This is a genomic window from Psychrosphaera sp. (genome assembly GCF_982872775.1).
This window is the reverse complement of record NZ_CEYNSH010000004.1, coordinates 16,731-38,181: the sequence shown is the minus strand read 5'-3', so window position 1 is coordinate 38,181 and position 21,451 is coordinate 16,731. Positions and strand designations below refer to the sequence as shown.

General features: G+C 42.0%; 15 protein-coding genes. 12 read left to right on the top strand and 3 right to left on the bottom strand.

Annotation, left to right across the window (positions count from 1 at the left end; all coding sequences use genetic code 11):
- Positions 1–105: 105 nt before the first annotated feature.
- Positions 106–1,086 carry a class 1 fructose-bisphosphatase gene (locus tag AC4E96_RS02055; protein ID WP_490254760.1) on the bottom strand — a complete coding sequence of 327 codons (981 nt, stop codon included), beginning with the start codon at positions 1,084–1,086 and terminating at the stop codon, positions 106–108.
- A gap of 397 nt (positions 1,087–1,483) precedes the next feature.
- On the opposite strand from AC4E96_RS02055, the gene AC4E96_RS02050 reads away from it, so the two are divergent.
- From AC4E96_RS02050 to AC4E96_RS02000, 11 genes are all read left to right on the top strand, one after another.
- The gene (locus AC4E96_RS02050) at positions 1,484–4,000 is read left to right on the top strand and encodes a zinc-dependent metalloprotease (protein ID WP_490254759.1); all 2,517 of its coding nucleotides are present in this window, start codon (positions 1,484–1,486) and stop codon (positions 3,998–4,000) included.
- Between the two features lie 72 nt (positions 4,001–4,072).
- Positions 4,073–5,500 (top strand): UDP-N-acetylmuramate:L-alanyl-gamma-D-glutamyl-meso-diaminopimelate ligase, encoded by a 1,428-nt coding sequence (gene mpl / locus AC4E96_RS02045; RefSeq protein ID WP_490254758.1) that lies wholly within the window; start codon positions 4,073–4,075, stop codon positions 5,498–5,500.
- Positions 5,501–5,510: 10 nt separating this feature from the next.
- Positions 5,511–6,200 (top strand): flavin prenyltransferase UbiX, encoded by a 690-nt coding sequence (locus AC4E96_RS02040; protein ID WP_488032197.1) that lies wholly within the window; start codon positions 5,511–5,513, stop codon positions 6,198–6,200.
- Positions 6,201–6,231: 31 nt separating this feature from the next.
- Positions 6,232–7,170, top strand: a complete 939-nt coding sequence (locus tag AC4E96_RS02035; RefSeq protein ID WP_490254757.1) for an ABC transporter ATP-binding protein — start codon at positions 6,232–6,234, stop codon at positions 7,168–7,170.
- A complete protein-coding gene (locus tag AC4E96_RS02030; RefSeq protein ID WP_488032199.1) occupies positions 7,170–7,937 on the top strand; it encodes an ABC transporter permease in 768 nt (255 codons plus the stop codon). Before AC4E96_RS02035 ends, AC4E96_RS02030 begins: the two co-directional genes overlap by 1 nt.
- A 174-nt stretch (positions 7,938–8,111) precedes the next feature.
- A complete protein-coding gene (locus AC4E96_RS02025) occupies positions 8,112–9,731 on the top strand; it encodes a methyl-accepting chemotaxis protein (RefSeq protein ID WP_490254756.1) in 1,620 nt (539 codons plus the stop codon).
- Between the two features lie 119 nt (positions 9,732–9,850).
- Complete coding sequence (locus tag AC4E96_RS02020) at positions 9,851–10,954, top strand: phosphoribosylaminoimidazolesuccinocarboxamide synthase (RefSeq protein ID WP_488032201.1); 1,104 nt, start codon at positions 9,851–9,853, stop codon at positions 10,952–10,954.
- 27 nt (positions 10,955–10,981) lie between these two features.
- On the top strand, positions 10,982–12,229 hold the full coding sequence (locus AC4E96_RS02015) for a TIGR02281 family clan AA aspartic protease (RefSeq protein ID WP_490254755.1): 1,248 nt from the start codon (positions 10,982–10,984) through the stop codon (positions 12,227–12,229).
- A 92-nt stretch (positions 12,230–12,321) separates the two neighbouring features.
- Complete coding sequence (locus AC4E96_RS02010) at positions 12,322–13,005, top strand: methylamine utilization protein (protein ID WP_490254754.1); 684 nt, start codon at positions 12,322–12,324, stop codon at positions 13,003–13,005.
- A 37-nt stretch (positions 13,006–13,042) separates the two neighbouring features.
- Complete coding sequence (locus tag AC4E96_RS02005; RefSeq protein ID WP_490254753.1) at positions 13,043–15,349, top strand: putative bifunctional diguanylate cyclase/phosphodiesterase; 2,307 nt, start codon at positions 13,043–13,045, stop codon at positions 15,347–15,349.
- A 5-nt stretch (positions 15,350–15,354) separates the two neighbouring features.
- The gene (locus AC4E96_RS02000; protein WP_490254752.1) at positions 15,355–16,614 is read left to right on the top strand and encodes a hypothetical protein; all 1,260 of its coding nucleotides are present in this window, start codon (positions 15,355–15,357) and stop codon (positions 16,612–16,614) included.
- Between the two features lie 75 nt (positions 16,615–16,689).
- Here the strand turns inward: AC4E96_RS02000 and recA are convergent, their stop codons facing one another.
- Both recA and AC4E96_RS01990 read right to left on the bottom strand, forming a co-directional pair.
- Entirely contained in the window at positions 16,690–17,730 is a 1,041-nt protein-coding gene (gene recA, locus AC4E96_RS01995; protein WP_488032206.1) for a recombinase RecA, read from the bottom strand.
- A 99-nt stretch (positions 17,731–17,829) separates the two neighbouring features.
- The gene (locus tag AC4E96_RS01990; RefSeq protein ID WP_488032207.1) at positions 17,830–18,351 is read right to left on the bottom strand and encodes a CinA family protein; all 522 of its coding nucleotides are present in this window, start codon (positions 18,349–18,351) and stop codon (positions 17,830–17,832) included.
- A gap of 339 nt (positions 18,352–18,690) precedes the next feature.
- Between AC4E96_RS01990 and mutS the strand changes: the two genes are divergently transcribed.
- On the top strand, positions 18,691–21,345 hold the full coding sequence (gene mutS, locus AC4E96_RS01985; protein ID WP_490254751.1) for a DNA mismatch repair protein MutS: 2,655 nt from the start codon (positions 18,691–18,693) through the stop codon (positions 21,343–21,345).
- Positions 21,346–21,451: the final 106 nt, after the last annotated feature.

Sequence of the window (21,451 nt, the reverse complement as noted above, 5' to 3'; positions counted from 1 at the left end):
CATTATTATTATTAGAATGAGTGTTAACCCTGTTGATTTATTTATTACTCGTATTAAAAAGGTTGAGCGTTGGCTGATAATTTGTGTATCAGCGTGCTTCGCAACTTATTGATTGTGGTAGTCCAAACAAATTTTCACTTCTTGTTTAGAACCCAAAATAACCGGTACACGTTGATGTAGTTCAGTTGGCTTCATATCTAAGATGTTTTCTGAACCTGTTGAGATAATACCACCAGCCTGTTCTACCAAAAGTCCCATAGGATTGGCTTCATATAACAGTCTAAGTTTGTAAGGTTTTTCTGGCTTGTCTGTGTGTGCTGGGTAGGTAAAGATACCACCTCGACACAAGATTCGATGTACATCGCCCACCATGCAAGCAATCCAACGCATATTGAAGTTTTTGCCGCGAATGCCCTGTTTACCGTCAAGAATATCGCGAATATAACGCTGCATTGGGATTTCCCATTTGTGTTGATTCGAGCTATTGATTGCGAACTCTTGCGTCTCTTCTGGGATTTGGATGTTTTCTCTAGTCTTTAAGAACGACCCGTGAGTCTTGTCTAAAGTATAAAAATCAACCCCCTTGCCGGTAGTCAAAGCCAAAATCGTCGACGGACCATACATTACATAACCCGCCGCGACTTGGTTGCGACCTGGTTGTAAGAAGTCATCCATGGTGATAGGCGCTCCATCCAGTTTATCTTCAGGGACAGGAAGGATAGAGAAAATCGTGCCGGTAAGGCTGTTTACATCGATATTTGAGCTGCCATCAAGTGGATCAAACGCGACTAGGAAGCGGCCGCCGTGCTCTCCTTCTACAATGTCGTCTTCTTCTTCAGATGCGATAGCTCGAACAAAGCCCGACTCTAACAACATGTCTTTAAGCAGTTGATTAGACAATACATCCAATTTCTTTTGTGTCTCACCTTGAATGTTTTCATTCAGGGTAGAACCCAAAACACCTGAAAGATCGGCCTGGCCTACGCGGAAAGAAATGTCCTTACACGCAGCTAAGATGGTTCTTATTAACGAAATCAAATCTAATTCCACGCCATCTTTTCGTAACTCAGGTGCCAATCTTTGCATTGTTTTTAAAGCCTTTTATTGATATTTGACATTTAACAGTTTGATCAGTCAGTACGGGTTAGGTCTATGCCTATTGTGATTCGTTCACTATTTTCATATGTACTGGCGAACGCAGACATTCTAACCAATTTTTTAATTGAGTTGCAGTCATTTGACAACTTTTTATGAAAACTTTCATATCAACTTACAAAGCCTGTCATTGATAAACTGTAAACACATCGCACCAAAACACAGTCAAAAGCTAAACGTATTCACATCAACTACAAACTCGGGCACACTTAAATCTAAATAACTTTTAAAATCTAAACGTTTAGTCAAAGAATCTTTTATCTTTATAAAAGCTCTTTTATTCGTTGAGTGCTCAAATAACAACGGCAATTATAATAAAGGTGAACATATGGAACTCTGCCAAGTAGACGAACCGCAACAACGGTATTCTGGTTTAAGTCGCTTTAAGTCATCATTAACAAACCGTACTTACTACTGGTTGACGTCGATAACCGGCTTTTTCATTGGCTTACTTTTACTTACGTCAAATGCTTATGCTCAAGTTCAGAGTATCCAAGAATTTAGCAAAGGCATGTTAAAAGTCGAAGGGTATTACACCTTTTACTACGACAAACAAGCCGACAAGCTTTACTTGCAAGTTGATAAGTTTGAACAGCCCTTTTTATTTCAAAGCTCGTTACCTAATGGCTTAGGTTCAAACGATATCGGTCTCGACCGTGGCCAACTTGGTGCTACTCGAATTGTTCAATTTGAAAATTACGGCAACAAGGTACTGTTAACCCAACTCAATACTGACTATCGAGCGAATAGTCGCAACAATGCAGAGCGAAAGAGTGTCGAGCAAGCGTTTGCTAAGTCAGTCATTGAAGGCTTTGAGATTAAAGCCAAAGACAGAGGAACGGTCTTAATTGACTACACGCCATTTTTACTTAGTGATATTCACGGTATAAGCGAGCGCCTAAAAGACACCAAGCAAGGTAACTTCAAATTAGTCCCTCATCGTAGTGCCGTTCATTTTGCTAGAAGTAAAGCTTTTGAAAAAAACACCGAACTTGAAGCCATTATTTCTTTTTCTGGCTCTAAACCTGGTAAATACGTGCGCCAAGTCGCCCCCGACCCAGAACGTATTACCTTACACACTCACCATTCGTTAATTGAACTACCAGATAACAATTATAAGCCTCGTGTGTTCCATCCTTTCAGTGGCTTTTGGAGTATTAGCCATAAAGACTATGCGGTTAGTTTGGACGAGAGTATGGACATTAAAGTCATTCCGCGACACAGGCTTGAGAAGAAAAACCCAAAGGCGGACAAAAGTGAAGCCAAAGAGCCTATTGTTTATTACTTAGACCCAGGCACACCAGAGCCGGTTCGCTCTGCCTTATTGGAAGGCGCTCGATGGTGGAATCAAGCCTTTGAAGCTGCAGGCTTTATCAATGCGTTTCAGGTAAAAATGCTACCTGAACATGCCGACCCAATGGACGTTAGGTATAACACAATTCAATGGGTGCACCGTGCGACACGAGGATGGAGCTATGGAGCATCGGTCATAGACCCTCGCACCGGTGAAATTATCAAAGGCCATGTCACCCTCGGCTCTTTGCGAGTTCGTCACGACTACTTGTTAGCACAAGCCTTAACAGGTCCATTTGAGTCAGGGACAGAGACCCCATTAAGTGAACAGACAACCGCAATTAAAGAAATGGCATTAGCCCGAATTCGTCAACTATCGGCACATGAAGTCGGCCACACACTAGGTATTGCCCATAACTTTGCAGCCTCGACAAACGATAGAGCTTCAGTAATGGATTACCCTCATCCACTTATTACCCTGAATGATGGAACAATCGATTTATCTAATGCCTACGCCACAGGAATTGGTGAGTGGGACAAGCATGTTGTTAAATACGGTTATTCTCAATATACCAGCGCATCGAAAGAGCAAGCAGCCTTAAAAGAAATTATTGGCCAGGCTCAAAGCCAAGGTTTGTTGTACATGTCAGACCCAGATGCACGACCGTTAAGTGGTGCACATCCAACTGGTCACCTATGGGATAATGGTAAAGATGCGGCGGCAGAACTGACTCGAGTACTAACCGTAAGAGCTCATGCGTTAAACGATTTTGGCCTTAATAACCTCGCCCCAAATCAGCCGTTGTCTGATTTGGCAGAGATATTGATGCCGCTTTACTACTTTCATCGATATCAAGTCACAGCGGCTGTAAAACAGATTGGTGGGATTGAGTATAGTTATGCCTTAAAGGAAGATGTTGAAGGCACGGCGATAGCTCCAGTTTCAGCCAAACAACAACAAGCGGCTTTGGAAGCATTGTTACAAAGCGTTAGTAGCGAAACCCTAACCTTGCCTCAATCTGTCAGTAAACTCATTCCACCTAAAGCCTACGGCAGCTATGCAAACCGTGAAACGCCAAAGAGTAAGACCGGATTGACGTTTGACCCAATTACCCTTGCCGCAGCGGGTGCAAATCATACTTTAACTGGCTTATTGAACCCAGCTAGACTGTCTCGAATTGCTCAACAGTCAGCCCAAAGTTCCGAATTCTGGACACTCAATGATTATCTAACTCAAATCGTAGAAGCGACAGTTAAACCAAGTCTAAGAGGTGCGCAAGAATCATTAGTACAACAACGAATCGCCGCCGTGACCGTCGAAAAATTGGTTGCCATATTAAGCGATGAAAAAACGCCAATCGAAGTAAAAGCGGACTTGTTTAATGTTCTTGCCCAACTCAATGCGTGGCTAAAACAAGAAACAACTAACCCTAGTACTGGGTATCGAGGATTTTATCGAGTGTTGAGCCACCACCTCGATTGGTATTTTGACCATAGAAAGTGGATTCCACTGACTGATATGACAAAATTACCGCCAGGCTCTCCAATTTAGAGCAACTTAAGGCCTCGAATTTGATAGACTCAGGTCAGCTTGAGTCTATCGCGTTTTTCTATAAGGTTTTCCATGCACATTCATATACTTGGCATTTGCGGCACTTTTATGGGTGGTATCGCCGCCATTGCCAAACAGCTCGGTCACAAAGTGACTGGCTCTGACTTAAACGTTTACCCACCGATGTCGACTCAGCTAGAGTCTTTAGGTATCGAGCTCACTCAAGGCTGGAGCCGTGAGCAGTTTAAAGTCGAGCCTGACCTAGTCATCATTGGTAATGCACTTAGCCGCGGCAATGAAGCGGTTGAGTTTGTTCTAGCTAGAAATATCCCTTACACCTCTGGACCTGAATGGCTAAAAAGAGAAGTCTTGCAAAATCGTTGGGTTGTTGCTGTTAGTGGTACACACGGCAAAACCAGTACCGCTAGTATGGTTGCGTGGCTTCTTGAGTCTTGTGACATGTCACCTGGCTATTTAATTGGTGGCGTCCCTGGCAACTTTGAGGTTTCCGCTCGCTTAGGTGAAAGTCCGTTTTTTGTAATTGAAGCTGATGAATACGACACAGCGTTTTTTGATAAACGCAGTAAGTTTGTTCACTATTTACCTAAGACACTTATTTTTAACAATCTTGAGTTTGATCATGCTGATATATTCTCGGATTTAGCGGCCATCCAAACCCAGTTTCACCATCTAATCCGAACTCTTCCGGGCAATGGCTTATTATTATGTGACACAGCCGTGCCTGCTATCCAAGAAACCTTAGACAAGGGCCTTTGGTCGCCTATAGAAACCATCAACGTAGACCCAAAACCTTTATCTAAAATACCGAAACCAGAAACAAACGACGAAATATCTCATGTTTCACCAGACGCCCAATCAAGCTGGCATGCGAAGCTTCAACCAAACTCTCTTGGTCAAATAGATGGCAGTACGTTTGATGTATTTCTTAACGATAAAAACGTGGGCACAGTCAATTGGCAACTGAGTGGCCATCACAATGTCCATAATGCTCTTATGGCATTAGCTGCAGCACGTCACTGTGGGATGGCGGTTGAAATATGTATTGACGCTTTGAGCGAATTTATTAATGCCAAGCGCCGCATGGAGTTAAGATCCAACGCCAATGATATCGCTATATACGATGATTTTGCTCACCACCCAACCGCAATTAAAACTACCCTTGCAGGACTAAGAGCAAAAGTTGGAAAACAAAGGATCATAGCCATTATTGAACCGCGTTCCAATACGATGAAATCAGACGTTCATGCCGATACGCTTGGACATAGCTGGCAAGATGCCGATATGGTTTTTGTTTATCAACCAAGTGATAACTGGGGATGTGCGGTTCCTGAAAACTCAGTTGAGACAGAGTTTGTGAATAATGTGGATAAAATTGTGCAACGAACCGTTGATCTTGCCACCAAAGGTGACCATATAGTGGTGATGAGTAATGGTGGGTTTCAAGGCATCCACGAAAAGTTAATTCTCGCCCTACAATAGGACTGTTCAAATGTCTTCTAACCCTGACAACACGAAGCGTGATAGTGCCAATACTGGTGGTGCCGTATCAAATAAATACCACAGTGGTGAATTTGCCGGGCGCATAACCCTAGCAATGACTGGGGCTTCTGGCGCACCTTATGCGCTAGAGTTAATCAAGCAGTTAGTAAACGCCAACTATCAAATTTTTTTGCTGATCAGTTCTGCGGCCAAAGTTGTGTTAAAAACAGAATCAAACTTAGATATGCCCGGTAACCCTGAAAAAGCCAGCCAGTGGTGCGAAACTCATTTTGACGCTGCACCACATCAAATTATCGCGCTTGGCAAAGACCAGTGGTTTTCACCTCCGGCTTCCGGCTCGGCAGCGCCAAAACAAATGGTCGTTGTACCATGTTCAACCGGAACCTTATCAGCTATTGCCAATGGTACATCTGACAACCTACTAGAAAGGGCCGCAGACGTAGTCATCAAAGAGCGTGGGCAACTCATCATCGTCCCGCGTGAAACTCCATTCTCCTCTATTCATCTAGAGAATATGCTAAAGTTATCTAACTTAGGGGTAACTATTATGCCGGCGGCGCCTGGCTTTTATCACCATCCCAAAAGTATCGATGACTTAGTGCAATTTATGGTCGCAAGAATAATGGACCATCTCAATATTGAACAATCTTTAGTGCCTCGTTGGGGCTACACCAATTAAACAATCTATTTTGAGCGAGACTCGATAAATTATGTACGCACTGGAAATATCAGATTTAAAAAAGACCTACCAGTCCAAGAGCAGGACAGTTGAAGCATTAAAAGGCATCACCTTAAACGTGAACGAAGGTGATTTTTTTGCCTTGTTAGGCCCTAACGGCGCGGGTAAATCAACAACGATTGGTGTTATTAGCTCGTTAGTAAACAAAACGGCTGGTTCAGTAAAAGTCTTTGGCCATGACATCGATACGGACTTAGAAAAAGCAAAGTCTTTCATTGGATTGGTTCCTCAAGAATTTAACTTCAACCAATTCGAAACGGTTCGCCAAATTGTTGTAAACCAAGCTGGTTATTACGGTGTGGACCGTGCCACCGCTTTTGAGCGTGCAGAGAAGTACCTAAAACAAACTGACCTTTGGGAAAAGCGTGACTCTCAAGCTCGCACTTTGTCTGGCGGTATGAAACGTCGACTTATGATTGCCCGTGCCTTAATGCACGAACCAAAGTTACTTATCCTTGATGAGCCAACCGCAGGTGTTGATATAGAAATCAGGCGCAGCATGTGGGAGTTTTTACAAAAACTCAACAAAGACGAAGGTATTACCATCATTTTAACCACTCACTACCTTGAAGAAGCAGAAATGCTGTGTCGTAACATTGCGATTATCGATAAAGGTGTCATCGGTGAAAATACGTCAATGAAAAACCTATTAGCCAAGCTAAACATGGAAACCTTCATTCTTGATACTAGTGAGTTTGAGACAGCACCAAAACTAGAGGGGTTTAATTGCGTCGCGACCGACAATCACACGCTTGAAGTTGAAGTCGCCAAAGAGCAAGGCCTAAACAAGGTGTTTAGTCAGCTGACTGAACAAGGGGTTCAAGTATTAAGTATGAGAAACAAATCAAACCGTTTAGAAGAACTATTTGTTCGCCTGGTTGAAGAAGGTAAAAAAGGAGCCGCAGCATAATGGGCATGTACTCAGTTGCACTTAAAGCAATACTTATCAAAGAATGTACGCGATTTTTAAGAATTTGGGTTCAAACCTTGGTACCACCAGCGATTACTATGACGCTCTATTTCGTTATTTTTGGTAATTTGATTGGTTCTCGTATCGGCGAAATGGGCGGTTACGACTATATGTCGTTTATCGTGCCTGGACTTATCATGATGTCGGTAATTACTAACTCATATTCTAACGTAGCGAGTTCGTTCTACAGCGCCAAATTTCAACGTAACATTGAAGAAATGCTCGTAGCGCCGGTCCCTAACTACGTCATTGTACTAGGTTTTATGGGTGGCGGTATGTTGCGAGGACTGCTTGTTGGTTTGATTGTTACTTGTGTCTCAATGTTATTTGTTGATATTCAAATTCACAGTATCTCAATCCTAGTGCTAACGGTGCTGATGACTTCAATGGTCTTCTCACTAGCAGGACTTATGAATGCTATATTTGCCAATTCATTTGATGATATCTCTATTATTCCAACCTTTATTTTGACGCCTCTGACTTATTTAGGTGGTGTTTTCTATAGTCTCAGTCTACTACCTGAGTTTTGGCAAACTGTGTCTAAGATTAACCCTATTGTCTACATGGTAAACGCGTTTAGATACGGTTTCTTGGGTGTATCCGATGTAGATTTGTCGGTTGCAGTCGGCATGATCATTGCCTTTGTGGTGGTGTTTTTTGCAATCGCGATGACACTTATTAACAAAGGAATTGGGATCCGTAGTTAATATAATTTATTTGATTTCTTGTTAGATGAGATTCTTTGTCTAAACTTAAGTCGATACAAGCAGTTATGGTTACAAAATCAGCAACTGCTTCACTTTGACTGCGTTATATCTAAGGCTTTGCACTGCAAAGCCGATATAACTTAGGCTTTGATAAATCTGATAGGTAGATGCAGTGTGAATAAATTTCAAAATTTAAGTGTTTTCATCAAAATCAATGTCATTACTTTAATCGCATTGATCGCACTTGTAGTGGTTATTGTTTTAAACGCCATTGCCAGTCAACAAAACAATGAGAATATTGACGAACTTAAAGATCGCCGATATCAAATTGCAAAAATATCAACTGCTAACTCGTTCATCATCAATCGGATCGACGAGCTATACACTCAAGCAGTTTCCTTTGGAGATGAAGAACTAATAAACACTGCAGAGCAAGAGTATCAAGTTCTGCAATCAAACATCGATCAAATCAAAAGTCTTGATAAGGCGAACCAACAAAAGCTCATTCAATTCGAGACAACACTCGCCAAATACAATGAAATCGCAAAAGCAATTGTCGTCGCATTTATCTCAGGTAATGCCGACTTTGAAGTCATACAAGAGCAAAGTAAAACCAAAGCTGAGCTATTCAAACAGCTCAATGACAATTTAGAACAATACAAATCCAACTCTGACCGCGAATATGTCGAGCTAGCAGAAAACGCGAAAGAACGCTCTCAGTCTGCAATTGTAAAAAGTATTGTTATCGCAGTTATATTGACCCTTTGTGTCGCTGCATTAGGCTTTTTCATCGGTAAAGTAATCAGAGAGTCTGCAAGTGACGCAGCCGCGACGTTAGGTGAACTAGCGGCAGGAGACGGTGACTTAAACTCTAAGCTAAAAGTAAAAAGTGAAGATGAAATTGGTCAAATGTCCAAAAACTTTAATGGTTTTATGGACGTGCTTCGCAGTGCTATCAGTGACGTAATGGCTGTGGTGCAACCATTACTCGACAACTCAACTCGTCTTATTCAACGTATGGAGACGGCTGAGTCATCAATGCACAAGCAAAGCGAAGACTCTGAAATGGTTAAGCAGTCCATGGAAGAGATGAACCAAAGTGTGAATGAAATATCAGGCTCAGCCAACGAAGCGGCAGTGGCAACCGAAAACGCTGAGCAGGAAGCCAACCAAAGCTTAGAAATCCTCAATCAATCGATGGCCGTTTCACAAGCATTAAATAACGAAATTAAAGGTGCCTCTTCGGTCATCCACAAGTTGGCCGAAGATACCCAAAATGTAAATCAAATTTTGGATGTTATTACTTCTATCGCAGAACAAACTAACCTGTTAGCACTCAATGCGGCGATCGAAGCGGCCCGTGCTGGTGAGCAAGGTCGAGGTTTTGCCGTTGTTGCTGATGAAGTCCGAGAGTTAGCATCACGTACCTCAAAGTCCACAACGGAAATTAGAGAACTACTCAACGCTCTGACCGATGCAGCTACTGCTTCTGTTGAGTCGATGGAAAGTGCCAGTGCCCAGGCTGAACGTAACGAACAATACGCCGCTCAAACGGGCGACTCTGTCAACAAAATTGCAAGTCATATTAATACAATTCATGGCCTCAATACCCAGATCGCGACAGCAACCGAGCAACAAACATCTGTCGCAAATACAGTGATGACAAATGTCAACGACATGAATCAATCTATTGGTGCATCACTTGAAGCACTTGATGGTATTCGTGACGTCTCTAAGAGTTTGCATACACTTTCAGATGACCTACTTGAGGCTGCATCCAAGTTCAAACTTTAATGTTCAAAGTTTTAATCACAAAATAAATATCAAAAAGGCTGTTATTACAGCCTTTTTTTTATTACTAGCTTTGATAAACTTTAGAGCCACCTCCCATACCTTTTTTGGACCTAAATTAAATGAAGCTGGCGCAATCTGTATTAGCTGTTAATAATGATCTCCCTATCAAAACCGACTTACCTGTTCACAGTGGTAAAGTTCGCTCTGTTTATTGGCTTACGATTGAAGATAGTCGTCGCTTGATTGAGCAAAAAGGTTATGATGTCGACCCTGCAACGCCGCTTGCTATTATGGTCATTAGTGACCGTATCTCAGCCTTTGATTGCGTTTGGCACGGCGAGAACGGTTTAAATGGTGTACCTGGTAAAGGTGCAGCACTTAACGCAGTATCTAACCACTGGTTTAAGTTATTTAAAGAAAATGGTCTGGCCGACAGCCATATCCTAGACATTCCTCATCCTTTCGTCTGGATAGTACAAAAAGCCAAACCCGTTATGATCGAAGCCATAGCTAGACAGTACATTACGGGATCTATGTGGCGAAGCTATGAAAAAGGCGAACGTGAATTTTGTGGAATTAAATTACCTGAAGGCCTAACCAAAAACCAAAAGCTTGATCAAATACTTATCACGCCATCAACTAAAGGTATATTACGCGGCATCCCTAATGTCCCAGAAGCGGATGATGCAAACATTCGAAACCAAGACATCAAAGATCATTTTGAGTCATTCAACTTTAAGTCAATTGAAGACGTAGAACTGTATCAAAAACTTCTTACTGAAGGTTTCGATTTAATTAGTGAAGAACTTGCCAAAATCGATCAAATTTTTGTCGATACCAAATTTGAATTTGGTTACGTAAAAGACGCAGCGGGCAATGACAAACTTATTTATATGGATGAAGTGGGTACCCCAGATTCATCAAGAATATGGGATGAGAAATCCTTTGAGAACGGTCAGGTGGTTGAAAACTCGAAAGAAGGATTCAGGCAAATGCTACTCAATCGGTTTGAAGATCCTGACATTCTGCTGAACAAAAACCGAATGGATGAACGTGAAGCACTAGCCAAAAACAATGCACTTCCGGTCGATGTTATGATGGAAGTATCGGAAACCTACAGAAACATTGCCGAAAAAGTCACTGGTCAAGCGATCCAATTATCATCCAATCCTAAACAAGAAATCATCGATATCTTGCGAAATGAATACGATCTGATTAAATAGGGGTTCATTAGAAAACGGACGACACCAATGAACAAGACGACACTTACTCTCATTTCTGTCACGCTCATTGGTGTTCTACTAGGTATTTTCATCGCCGTTAACTTTTTACCGCAACTGTTCTTTCAAGAACACGAACAACCTCAGCAAAGCCCCTTATCTACGTCGTTCGTCCATAATCACGATACTGAGAAAATCGTGGGTACCTCAACGGCTTCAAATAATACAACAGCAAGCCATTCGCCAAGCTCCGCGAAGAAGCGCACTACAGTAGATAACAATGAAACTGGAATTAGTGACACAAATCACTTTGGCTCGAACAGATTAAAGGGCAACAACTTTGCAAAAAACGACACCGCAACATCTTCACGAGAGCAACTCTTATCCACACCGTTAGACGAGTTAAAGGAACAAGACGTAGCTGATTACCTTCGTGTTATTTCACACCAAGCATATTACCTTCAGCTTTCTGATATTAGGGACTTATTAACTCGATTCCCCTACAACTCAGATTTATTGTTAGCAGAAGGAGACATACTCGAACAACTCGGAGACTACGAAGATGCCCTTGATAATTATAAAATGATCATTGAGCAGACGGACGATCCAGACATTGCCGAACGAGCCACATTACGTTTCACTTCCTTGTTAAAACAATACGGACGTGATTTGGATAGTGCTGACAACACAACGGCGCTGTCCGACCTTTATCACAGGTACAAAGATACTCTGTTGGCAATTAATCAATGGACCACGCTTCATGCCTTTTACGCTAAGCATCTTGTCAATGACGGCGATTGGGTCAGCTTCGACTATTTTTATGAACAATGGCGACTTGTACCAAACGCAAAACAAAAGCTCGATATCCTTAGAGCTCAAGGAGAAGAGACTGCAATTACCAGTAAAGCTATTCCACTCACCAAATCGGGCAACCATTTCATTGTCAATGTTGAGATCAACGGTGCGTTGTTCCGCCTGCTAATTGATACAGGAGCATCCATGACCGTGTTGACTAAAGAGGCATTACATCGCCTCAGAGGTACTAAAGTTCGACGACAATCTATGATGCAATTTAATACCGCAGGTGGAATGGTAACAGCGCCCGTGTACGAATCTTCTACCATCGGAATTGGTGAGTTTGTCGTTGCTGACGAAAATTTTGCTGTTATGAATTTTAGAAGTCGTTATGATGGATTATTAGGCATGAACTATTTATCTCACTTTAAATTTGAAATCGATCAAGAAGGGAGTTTGCTATTCCTTTCAATTGCAAATTGATTAATAAAATATAAGCTGAAGATGCCACTTTATGTATTGTGTTTGATTTAAAACAATAAAGGCAAACTACGGCGTTTAAACAATGGGTGACTATGTACCAACAACAAATCAGCAACAGTCTCAATAAAACAAAAGCACTATTTTGGGCCAGTTGCTTGTTCTTTATTTCGGCTAACGGCATGGCCAGTCCTTTAAACCTTCTCGTCCTTACTAAAGACAAACAAGCTGCTGAAAACGTGGGAGTTTCATTAACGCCACTTTTTGAAGTATCACCTGAGCAATTAATTGCTCAACCTCAGGAAATGAACCAAATCAAAACACAGTTTGTTCCTCATATTTTAATGGCACAAAAAGGGGCTAAAATCAGCTTTCCAAATTCAGACTCGGTTCAACATCACGTCTACTCCTTCTCTGAAGCAAAAACCTTCGAGCTAAAATTATATAAAGATCAAAAACCAGAGCCTTTACCGTTTGAGCAAACGGGTCAAGTAACCCTAGGCTGTAATATTCACGACTGGATGCTGGCTTATATATACGTTGTAGATACGCCATTTTTTGCAAAAACCAATGAGTCTGGTCTCGTCAAACTAGACATTCCTAAAGGAAAGTATCGAGTTAACCTTCACAGTCCACTATTACAGGGAATGGATGCCGAGTTTTCATTGGAACTAGATGCATCCTCTGCGGTCCCAAAAAGCTTTACGATAAGCCTCAGTGAAGCGTTATTACCTAACCTTAATGAATTTGATGACGATGACGAATTTGATGCGTATTAACTTTCGCTCACTTCAAAACAGGAACTTTTTGCTGTTTATGTTTGCGCTAGCCATTACGGTTAGCTCTGTTTTGGCGGTGACTCTCACTCAAACTTATCAACACAGCAGTAGTCAGTTGACAGCTCAATTCCGAAGCTCCTCATCAGTGCTAAATTACAAATTAAACGCAGATTTGAGTGCTCTTAAAAAAGGATTAGAAACGATAAGTCGTGACTTCTCTACCAAAACTTTGATTCGAAGGGCCAAACAGGACCCTGCGTCGCTACAACTTGCGTTAACTAACTTTCAAAAACGCCTTAATGTTGACTTTTTGGTGGCTTATAACAACGAGCGAGTCCCTCTAAGCACAACTCCGAATGACGAGCCAGTATTACAGCCCAAATATCAAAATGAAGATGGCTTTCACTTTATATACAAAGACCAAACCCTATACCTTCTTACCGTTCAGGCAGTGAAGTTTGTCGAAAGCGCACCTACGGTTGATGCGTGGTTGATGTCCGGGATTAAAGTACAGCGCTTACTAGGTGAAGATGTTCGAGATATCACTAATTTTGACATCAGCATCAGATACATGAATATTGTCAGGGCGACAACAGACACACAAAATGACCTCAGTGAATTAACGGCAGCCTTTGCAAATATTCCACACAAATTTCAAAATCAAACCAATATAGTTCAACATACCACATTTATTAATGAGCAAGAGCACGTTGTATTTCAGCTTTATTTTGGCCTCGCCGATAGCCAGCCCATAGACGTTTTTTTCGTAGTGCCGAGCAGTAAAGCGCACCTAAATTATGAGAACCTAATAATACAACTTTCCGCTGCAATCGCGGTTATCTTAGTGTTGATCTCATTCCTTACCTTTTCATTTTCAAAAAGCATCGCCAAACCACTGCGAATGTTAGCAGACGTAGCGAATCAAATTCGTAAAGGAGAGTACCCCGAATTTGAGCACAACCGTTCACTAGAAGAAGTAGAGTCGTTATCCTTTGCACTTTCAGATATGCAACAAGCAATCAAAAGCCGTGAACAAGAGAATTACCGATTGGCTTATTTTAGTTCATCGACAGAACTCCCAAATCGTACTTTCTTCTTAGCAAAAATAAATGAGTACATTACACAAGAGCCAGATGCGAGTTTTGCAGTTTTGTGGATGGATGTAGACCGATTTAAAGATTTTAACGATACCTTAGGTCATGAGTTTGGCGATGCCGTACTAAAAGCCATTGCAACTCGACTCAATGAACACAAATCCTCGTCTTCTTTTCTTGCCTACTTAGACGGTGATGAGTACGCCGCAATTATTCCCTTAGAAACGGAGAGTGATGCCATTGTCGCGGCCAATCAAGTCGCTCACTTATTCGATGAACCTTTTTTAGTCAATGACGTCGCTTTGGATGTTTCAATCAGCATTGGTGTATCTGTTTACCCTAATGACACATGTTTACCAGAAAAACTAATGCAATACGCCGACATTGCGCTTTATGATGCAAAAGACAAACATCACAGCATTAGTCGATTTGTTGCGGCCAAAAATAAATACTCGGTTGTTAGACTTAGCTTAATGACTGAGCTCAAAAACGCCATTGAAAAACAGCAACTCCAGTTAAACTTTCAACCTAAGATAGACCTCAAAACCGGTAAAGTGATCAGTGTGGAGTCACTTGTCCGCTGGAAACACCCCAAACATGGTTTTATATTCCCAGATGAATTCATTCCGCTAGCTGAGCAAACCGGTAATATTAGACACTTGACACACTGGGCTATAGAAACCTCTTTACAACAGCACTTGAGGCTAAAAGAACTAGGTTTTGAGATAAAAATGGCGATTAATATTTCAGCCATTGATTTGACTGATCTTGCCCTTCCGCCATTTGTTGCCAACCTGTTAGAAAAATACCAAGTCTCACCTGAAGCATTGATTTTTGAAGTCACTGAAAGTGCAATTATGGATGATCCTGAACAAGCCATTAAAGCACTCAACATGTTAAGTAACATGAAGATCAAACTATCTATCGATGACTTTGGTACAGGTTATTCTTCGATGGAACAATTAAAGCGAACGCCTGTAGATGAGCTTAAAATAGATAAGTCCTTTGTGTTGGACTTAGCTAATAACTCCGACGACCTAATCATTGTTAAGTCAATTAGTAGCTTAGCTCATAATTTAGGGCTAACTATTGTTGCAGAAGGCATTGAAGATAAGGCTACGATGGAAATACTTGCGGAGCTAAACATCGAGACAGGCCAAGGCTATTACATGAGTAAACCATTAGAGGCAACCATGTTAGAAGCATGGTTAATGGGCAATAGTGGGTTATTTTTGGCAAAGGATTTGTAACTGACATGACGTTACATAAAGTAAAGTGGGTACCGCTTACAGCACTTCTTTTAGTTACAAATATGACGTTGGCGAGTTCTAGCGTCCAGTTTGCTGGTCAAGCTCAAGGTGGTGTATATCACATCAATAACGAATCTAATTGGCTCGATCCCTGGTTGGATAATGGAACGGGCTTATTAAGGTATGACGATGGTAGTCAATTGCGCTTTGACCATGCACTCCTAGATGTAAACTGGGAGCTTGGCGTGACCACTTCTTTTAAGTCAACTCTGCAGTACAATCTAGATGGTGACGATAGATTTGGCTTATCAGAAGCTTACATCGAGTCAAAACCTATTTCTCAGTTTTACAAACACCAGTTTAAAATCGGTTATTTTTATCCAGAGTTTTCCTTAGAGAATGCCAGCATTGGCTGGACTTCACCCTATACATTTAACTTTTCTGCCATCAACAGTTGGGTTGCGGAAGAAGTTCGCCCATTGGGTATTGAGTGGCAATTTTCTCGTCCAGGTCGGATTCACGGTTCCAAACACTCATATACGCTTGTTGCCAGTGCATATCAGCAAAATGACGGCTTAGCCTCTTTATTATCCTGGCGAGGTTGGGCGGTGCATCAAAGGCAGTCCTCTATTGGTGAAAAGGTACACTTCGCCGATTACTTTCAATTTATGCCCGTAGACAACCCTAATCCAACCTATGTGGATATCAATACTGAAACGGACGGTCACATCGGCTATTACGTAGGGTCGCATTATCAGTATTTAAGACAAACTGATGTAAGGTTTTACATTTACGACAACTTAGCCAGCCCGTTTGGACTCGAACCAGATATGCAATATTCTTGGCGAACAAAATTTGTCTCTGTTTCAGCTTTACACAAATTTTCTAAATCCAGTCGCGTGTTATTTCAATATATGGATGGTAGCACCGAAATGGGCGACCGAATCAAGGGTGTCCACAATGACTTCAAAGCTTTGTACCTACTCCTGCATCACTCCAGAAAAATGGGTGGTTTGAAACATAGGTTTAGCGTCAGATATGATTATTTTGAAGTGACCGACAAGGATGACAATATGTTTGACCCTAATGATAGCTCGGGCAACAACATCACCTTGAGCTGGCGGCAGATACTAAATTCTGGGGTTCAAATTGGCGTTGAAGTAAGTCGAATCGATAGTGAAAATAGCAACCGAGCTTTATGGGCAAGCTGGCCGCCCAAACAAGCCCAGGTTAGTCTTGCTGGGATAGTGCAATATAATTTTTAAGTATAAAAAAAGTCGCCAGTTAAAATAACATGGCGACTTTGCAAGGGTCATTCTTTGTTTCGTTGAAAGCTGTTTTTAGCCTTCTAACGTTGCGTCTTTGTCTTCTGCTTCTTCGTCTTGAATCGTCGCTTGAAGCAACAACATGTCTCTAAGTTTTGCTTCGATTTCTTCTGCAACGTCTACGTTCTCTTTTAAGAACTTGATACAGTTTGCCTTACCTTGGCCAATCTTACTGCCATTGTATGCATACCAAGCACCAGACTTATCAACCACGTTATTCTTAACGCCTAAGTCGATTAACTCACCTTCTTTAGAAATACCTTTACCATACATAATGATAAATTCAGTTTGCTTGAATGGAGGAGCCACTTTGTTTTTAACGACTTTGACTCTAGTCTCGTTACCAATAACTTCATCGCCTTCTTTAACAGAACCGATACGACGAATATCTAAACGTACTGATGCATAGAACTTAAGTGCGTTACCACCCGTTGTTGTCTCAGGGTTACCAAACATAACACCAATCTTCATACGAATTTGGTTGATGAAGATACACAGTGTATTCGAGCGCTTGATGTTACCGGTTAGCTTACGCAATGCTTGTGACATCAGACGAGCTTGAAGGCCCATGTGAGAGTCACCCATGTCACCTTCGATTTCAGCTTTTGGAGTCAATGCCGCAACCGAGTCAACAATCAGTACGTCAACGGCACCTGAACGTACTAGCATGTCTGTAATTTCTAATGCTTGCTCACCTGTATCTGGTTGAGAAACTAATAGCTCATCAACATTAACACCTAATGCCGCAGCGTATATTGGATCAAGCGCGTGTTCGGCATCAACGAATGCACAAGTTTTACCTTGTTTTTGAGCTTGCGCGATAACTTGTAGTGTTAGTGTTGTTTTACCTGAAGATTCTGGACCGTAAATTTCGATAATACGACCACATGGCAAACCACCTATACCCAAAGCGATATCCAGACCTAGTGAACCTGTTGATACAGATTCGATGTCTAACGCTTTGCTGTCACCCAATTTCATAATTGAGCCTTTACCAAATTGGCGTTCAATTTGTTGTAACGCAGCACCTAGTGCTTTTTCTTTATTTGCGTCCATTTCATTCTCCAGAAATTCTAAAATCGGGCTATGTGCCGAATCAATGCAGTGAGTATACTGTATAATTAAACAGTATCAATACTGTATGTGATTTTTTCTTTAATTTTTTTTGCTTAGTGCACCAAGAGCCATATTTAATGCGGCTTCGACGGACTTCTTCCTTACTTCAAAACGATTTCCCTCAAAGCAATAATGATCAGCAAAAACCGTATAACCAGTAGAATTGTTGGGGACTTTTGATGCAATTGCAATCCAAACTGTCCCTACGGGTTTGCTTTCTGAACCACCACCTGGACCGGCAATACCGCTAACCGAAATAGCTAAATCAGCGTGTCCATTTTCTAACCCACCGATAGCCATTTCGAGCACGGTTTGCTTGCTGACCGCACCGAAATGCTCAAGTGTTTCGCTTTTGACACCGACAAGCTTAGATTTGGCTTCATTACTATAAGTAACAAAACCATATTCGAATACTGACGAGCTGCCAGCAATATCAGTAATTGCACTACTAATACCGCCTCCGGTGCATGACTCAACCGTCGTACATGTTTGGCCAAGGTCATTGAGCTTAAGCACCAATTGACTGGCTAGTTTATTAATTTCGTTTTTCGACTCTGTCACTTTATGTCCTCGCCGTGGTGATTGTCGCTTTTGCCAAAGCTTCTGCTACTAAGTCTAACTACAGCGCTCGTTGTTCTGCGTCTTGCATGTATTGCATAGCCAAGTTGTACATCGCTATGTTCAACCAAACTAAAACTTAATAGAGTTCATTTAGTAAACTCAACATCTTTCAAAGTATGGTTGCACTTAAAAATTCTATCAGCGTTAATTCTACATGACGTAAGCCGATAAAAAATACATCAACTGCCGTCTCATCTGTTAATTTTGCAAGACAGATAATTCCGAATCTGTGACAATATACGACATTCTTAATCAACGCTCAGTGTTAAAAGTTCGCCAATGATAGATTTGTACAGCCAAGACAGTATTGCTTCGCAAACGCCGATGATGCAGCAGTTTTTAAAAATAAAAAAAGATCATCAAGATGTACTGTTGTTTTATCGTATGGGTGACTTTTATGAGCTGTTTTTCGATGACGCCAAGCGCGCTGCGGACTTGCTTGACATCTCGTTAACCAAACGCGGTACCTCGCATGGTCAACCTATCCCAATGGCAGGTGTTCCCTATCACGCCGTTGATAATTATTTATCTAAGTTAGTTCAATTAGGCCAATCGGTCGCTATTTGTGAACAGGTCGGCGATCCGGCCACCAGCAAAGGCCCTGTCGAGCGCAAAGTCGTGCGTATCGTGACTCCTGGTACCGTGACAGATGAAAACTTATTACCTGACCGACAAGACAATCTCATTGCCTCAGTTTACAGCCATACAAGCAAAGACAACACGACGTTTGGGTTAGCCTTCTTGGACATAAACAGTGGCCGCTTCTTAATCAACCAGTTCGAAAATGAGAGTGACTTACAAGCGACATTAACTCGTATCAGTCCTGCAGAGCTCCTTTACCCAGAAAGTTTTGTCGCGCCGGGTCTTATTCGCAATATCAAAGGAAGCCGCCGACGCTCAGATTGGGAATACGATTTACAGACTGCACATCGCGTTTTAAATCAACAGTTTGATACCAAAGAGCTCACTGGCTTTGGAGTGATGGACTGTGCGCACGGAATCGCGGCTGCGGGTTGCTTGATGCAATACGTTAAAGATACACAACGTACAGCTTTACCTCATATCCGTTCGATTAAAGTAGAATCAACGGCGTCTGCTATCCTAATTGATGCCGCTACCCGTAAAAACCTTGAGCTGACTCAAAATCTCTCAGGTGGTTCAGAAAATACGCTAGCGAATGTTTTAGATAATACGTCTACCCCAATGGGCAGTCGTTTATTGAAACGTTGGATCCATATGCCAAGTCGCGAGCAGCTTGAAATTAACGGGCGCTTAGATGCGGTTGAAGAGTTGTTACAAAACGGTGCTTTTGAACCAATTCAGTCTTTACTAAAAAGTGTCGGCGACATTGAGCGTATCGTTGCGAGACTAGCCATCCGTTCGGCAAGACCGAGAGACTTGGCTCGTTTGCGAAGTGCCCTATTCGTTTTACCGGAAATAAAAAGCGAACTATCTGGTCTTGGCTCCATTCGCCTGCAAACCTTGAATAATCAAATCAATCCATTACCAGATATCGCACAATTTTTGGAAGCTGCAATAATCGAGAACCCACCCGTGTTAATTCGCGATGGTGGTGTCGTCAAGCCTGGCTTTAATACCGAGCTTGATGAACTAAGAGAATTGAGTGACGGTGCCACGCGCTTTATTGAAGAGCTAGAAGCAAGAGAGCGAGAACAGACGGGCATCGCCACCTTAAAAGTCGGATTTAATAAAGTCCACGGCTTTTATATTGATGTGAGTAAAGCCAACTCCGCACAGGTGCCTGATCACTATATTCGCCGACAGACACTTAAAAATAACGAACGGTATATCGTCCCTGAATTAAAAGAACACGAAGAGCGTGTATTGTCGAGCCAGAGTCGTTCTCTGGCACTAGAAAAACGTCTGTACGAACAAATAGTAGAACAACTTGTCGACGCCCTCGAGCCTTTACAACTCCTATCAGACGCATTGGCACAAACGGATGTATTGTGTAACTTTGCCGAACGTGCAGAGAGCCTAAATTACCACAAACCTGAGTTAGTATGTGGTCGTCAAATTAATATTGAAAATGGTCGTCACCCTGTCGTCGAGCAAGTGATGTCTGACCCATTTATCGCCAACCCGGTATCATTAGATAGTCATAATAGGTTAGCAGTGATTACTGGTCCAAATATGGGCGGTAAATCAACCTTTATGCGCCAAGTTGCTTTGATCACCCTTATGGCAAATATTGGTAGCTTCGTCCCTGCAGAACGAGCACAAATAGGCGAAATAGATCGCATCTTTACGCGTATTGGTGCATCAGATGACTTGGCCTCAGGGCGCTCAACCTTTATGGTTGAAATGACAGAGACCGCCAACATTTTACATAATGCCACCCCTCACTCTTTAGTTTTAATGGATGAGATTGGCCGTGGTACGAGTACCTATGATGGACTTAGTTTAGCTTGGGCATCTGCCGAGTTTTTAGCGAGCAAAATCCAAGCATTAACCTTGTTTGCGACTCACTACTTTGAATTAACAGAATTTGCTGCCGCTCATGATGGAATTTTCAATTTGCACCTTGATGCTCAAGAGCACGGTGATGACATTGTCTTCATGCATGCGGTTCAATCAGGTGCCGCTAGTAAAAGTTTTGGTATTCAAGTCGCCAAGCTTGCCGGCTTACCAAAAGAAGTACTCGCGTTTGCAAAACACAAGCTTTCTCATTTAGAACAACAATCGATTGCAGAAGCTCAACAAGACGAGAGTGCACGTACACAACGACAAAACGCAACAAGTAGCACTGGAGACCAGTCTGAAGCACAACCACTTACACAGGCGCCTCAACTATCGTTGTTGGACATGTCGAAACAACAAGTGGCAGATATAATTGTGAATACAGACTTAGATGACTTGTCTCCTCGACAGGCCTGGGAATTATTGAACCAGCTAAAGCAACAAATTAAATAACCGAGTCAGGTTAATGCCACCTAACGATGATTAGTCCGAAGGTGGCGGTTCGGTTATCGATAAAAACAGAAGTTAATATAAAGAAAGGATTAAAGTGAATTAGCGT

Bases quoted from the DNA above. Each gene is read 5' to 3' on its own strand.
- AC4E96_RS02055 (WP_490254760.1), bottom strand. From the start codon at position 1,086: ATGCAAAGATTGGCACCTGAGTTACGAAAAGATGGCGTGGAATTAGAT.
- AC4E96_RS02050 (WP_490254759.1), top strand. From the start codon at position 1,484: ATGGAACTCTGCCAAGTAGACGAACCGCAACAACGGTATTCTGGTTTA.
- mpl (WP_490254758.1), top strand. From the start codon at position 4,073: ATGCACATTCATATACTTGGCATTTGCGGCACTTTTATGGGTGGTATC.
- AC4E96_RS02040 (WP_488032197.1), top strand. From the start codon at position 5,511: ATGTCTTCTAACCCTGACAACACGAAGCGTGATAGTGCCAATACTGGT.
- AC4E96_RS02035 (WP_490254757.1), top strand. From the start codon at position 6,232: ATGTACGCACTGGAAATATCAGATTTAAAAAAGACCTACCAGTCCAAG.
- AC4E96_RS02030 (WP_488032199.1), top strand. From the start codon at position 7,170: ATGGGCATGTACTCAGTTGCACTTAAAGCAATACTTATCAAAGAATGT.
- AC4E96_RS02020 (WP_488032201.1), top strand. From the start codon at position 9,851: ATGAAGCTGGCGCAATCTGTATTAGCTGTTAATAATGATCTCCCTATC.
- AC4E96_RS02015 (WP_490254755.1), top strand. From the start codon at position 10,982: ATGAACAAGACGACACTTACTCTCATTTCTGTCACGCTCATTGGTGTT.
- AC4E96_RS02010 (WP_490254754.1), top strand. From the start codon at position 12,322: ATGTACCAACAACAAATCAGCAACAGTCTCAATAAAACAAAAGCACTA.
- AC4E96_RS02005 (WP_490254753.1), top strand. From the start codon at position 13,043: ATGTTTGCGCTAGCCATTACGGTTAGCTCTGTTTTGGCGGTGACTCTC.
- AC4E96_RS02000 (WP_490254752.1), top strand. From the start codon at position 15,355: ATGACGTTACATAAAGTAAAGTGGGTACCGCTTACAGCACTTCTTTTA.
- recA (WP_488032206.1), bottom strand. From the start codon at position 17,730: ATGGACGCAAATAAAGAAAAAGCACTAGGTGCTGCGTTACAACAAATT.
- mutS (WP_490254751.1), top strand. From the start codon at position 18,691: ATGATAGATTTGTACAGCCAAGACAGTATTGCTTCGCAAACGCCGATG.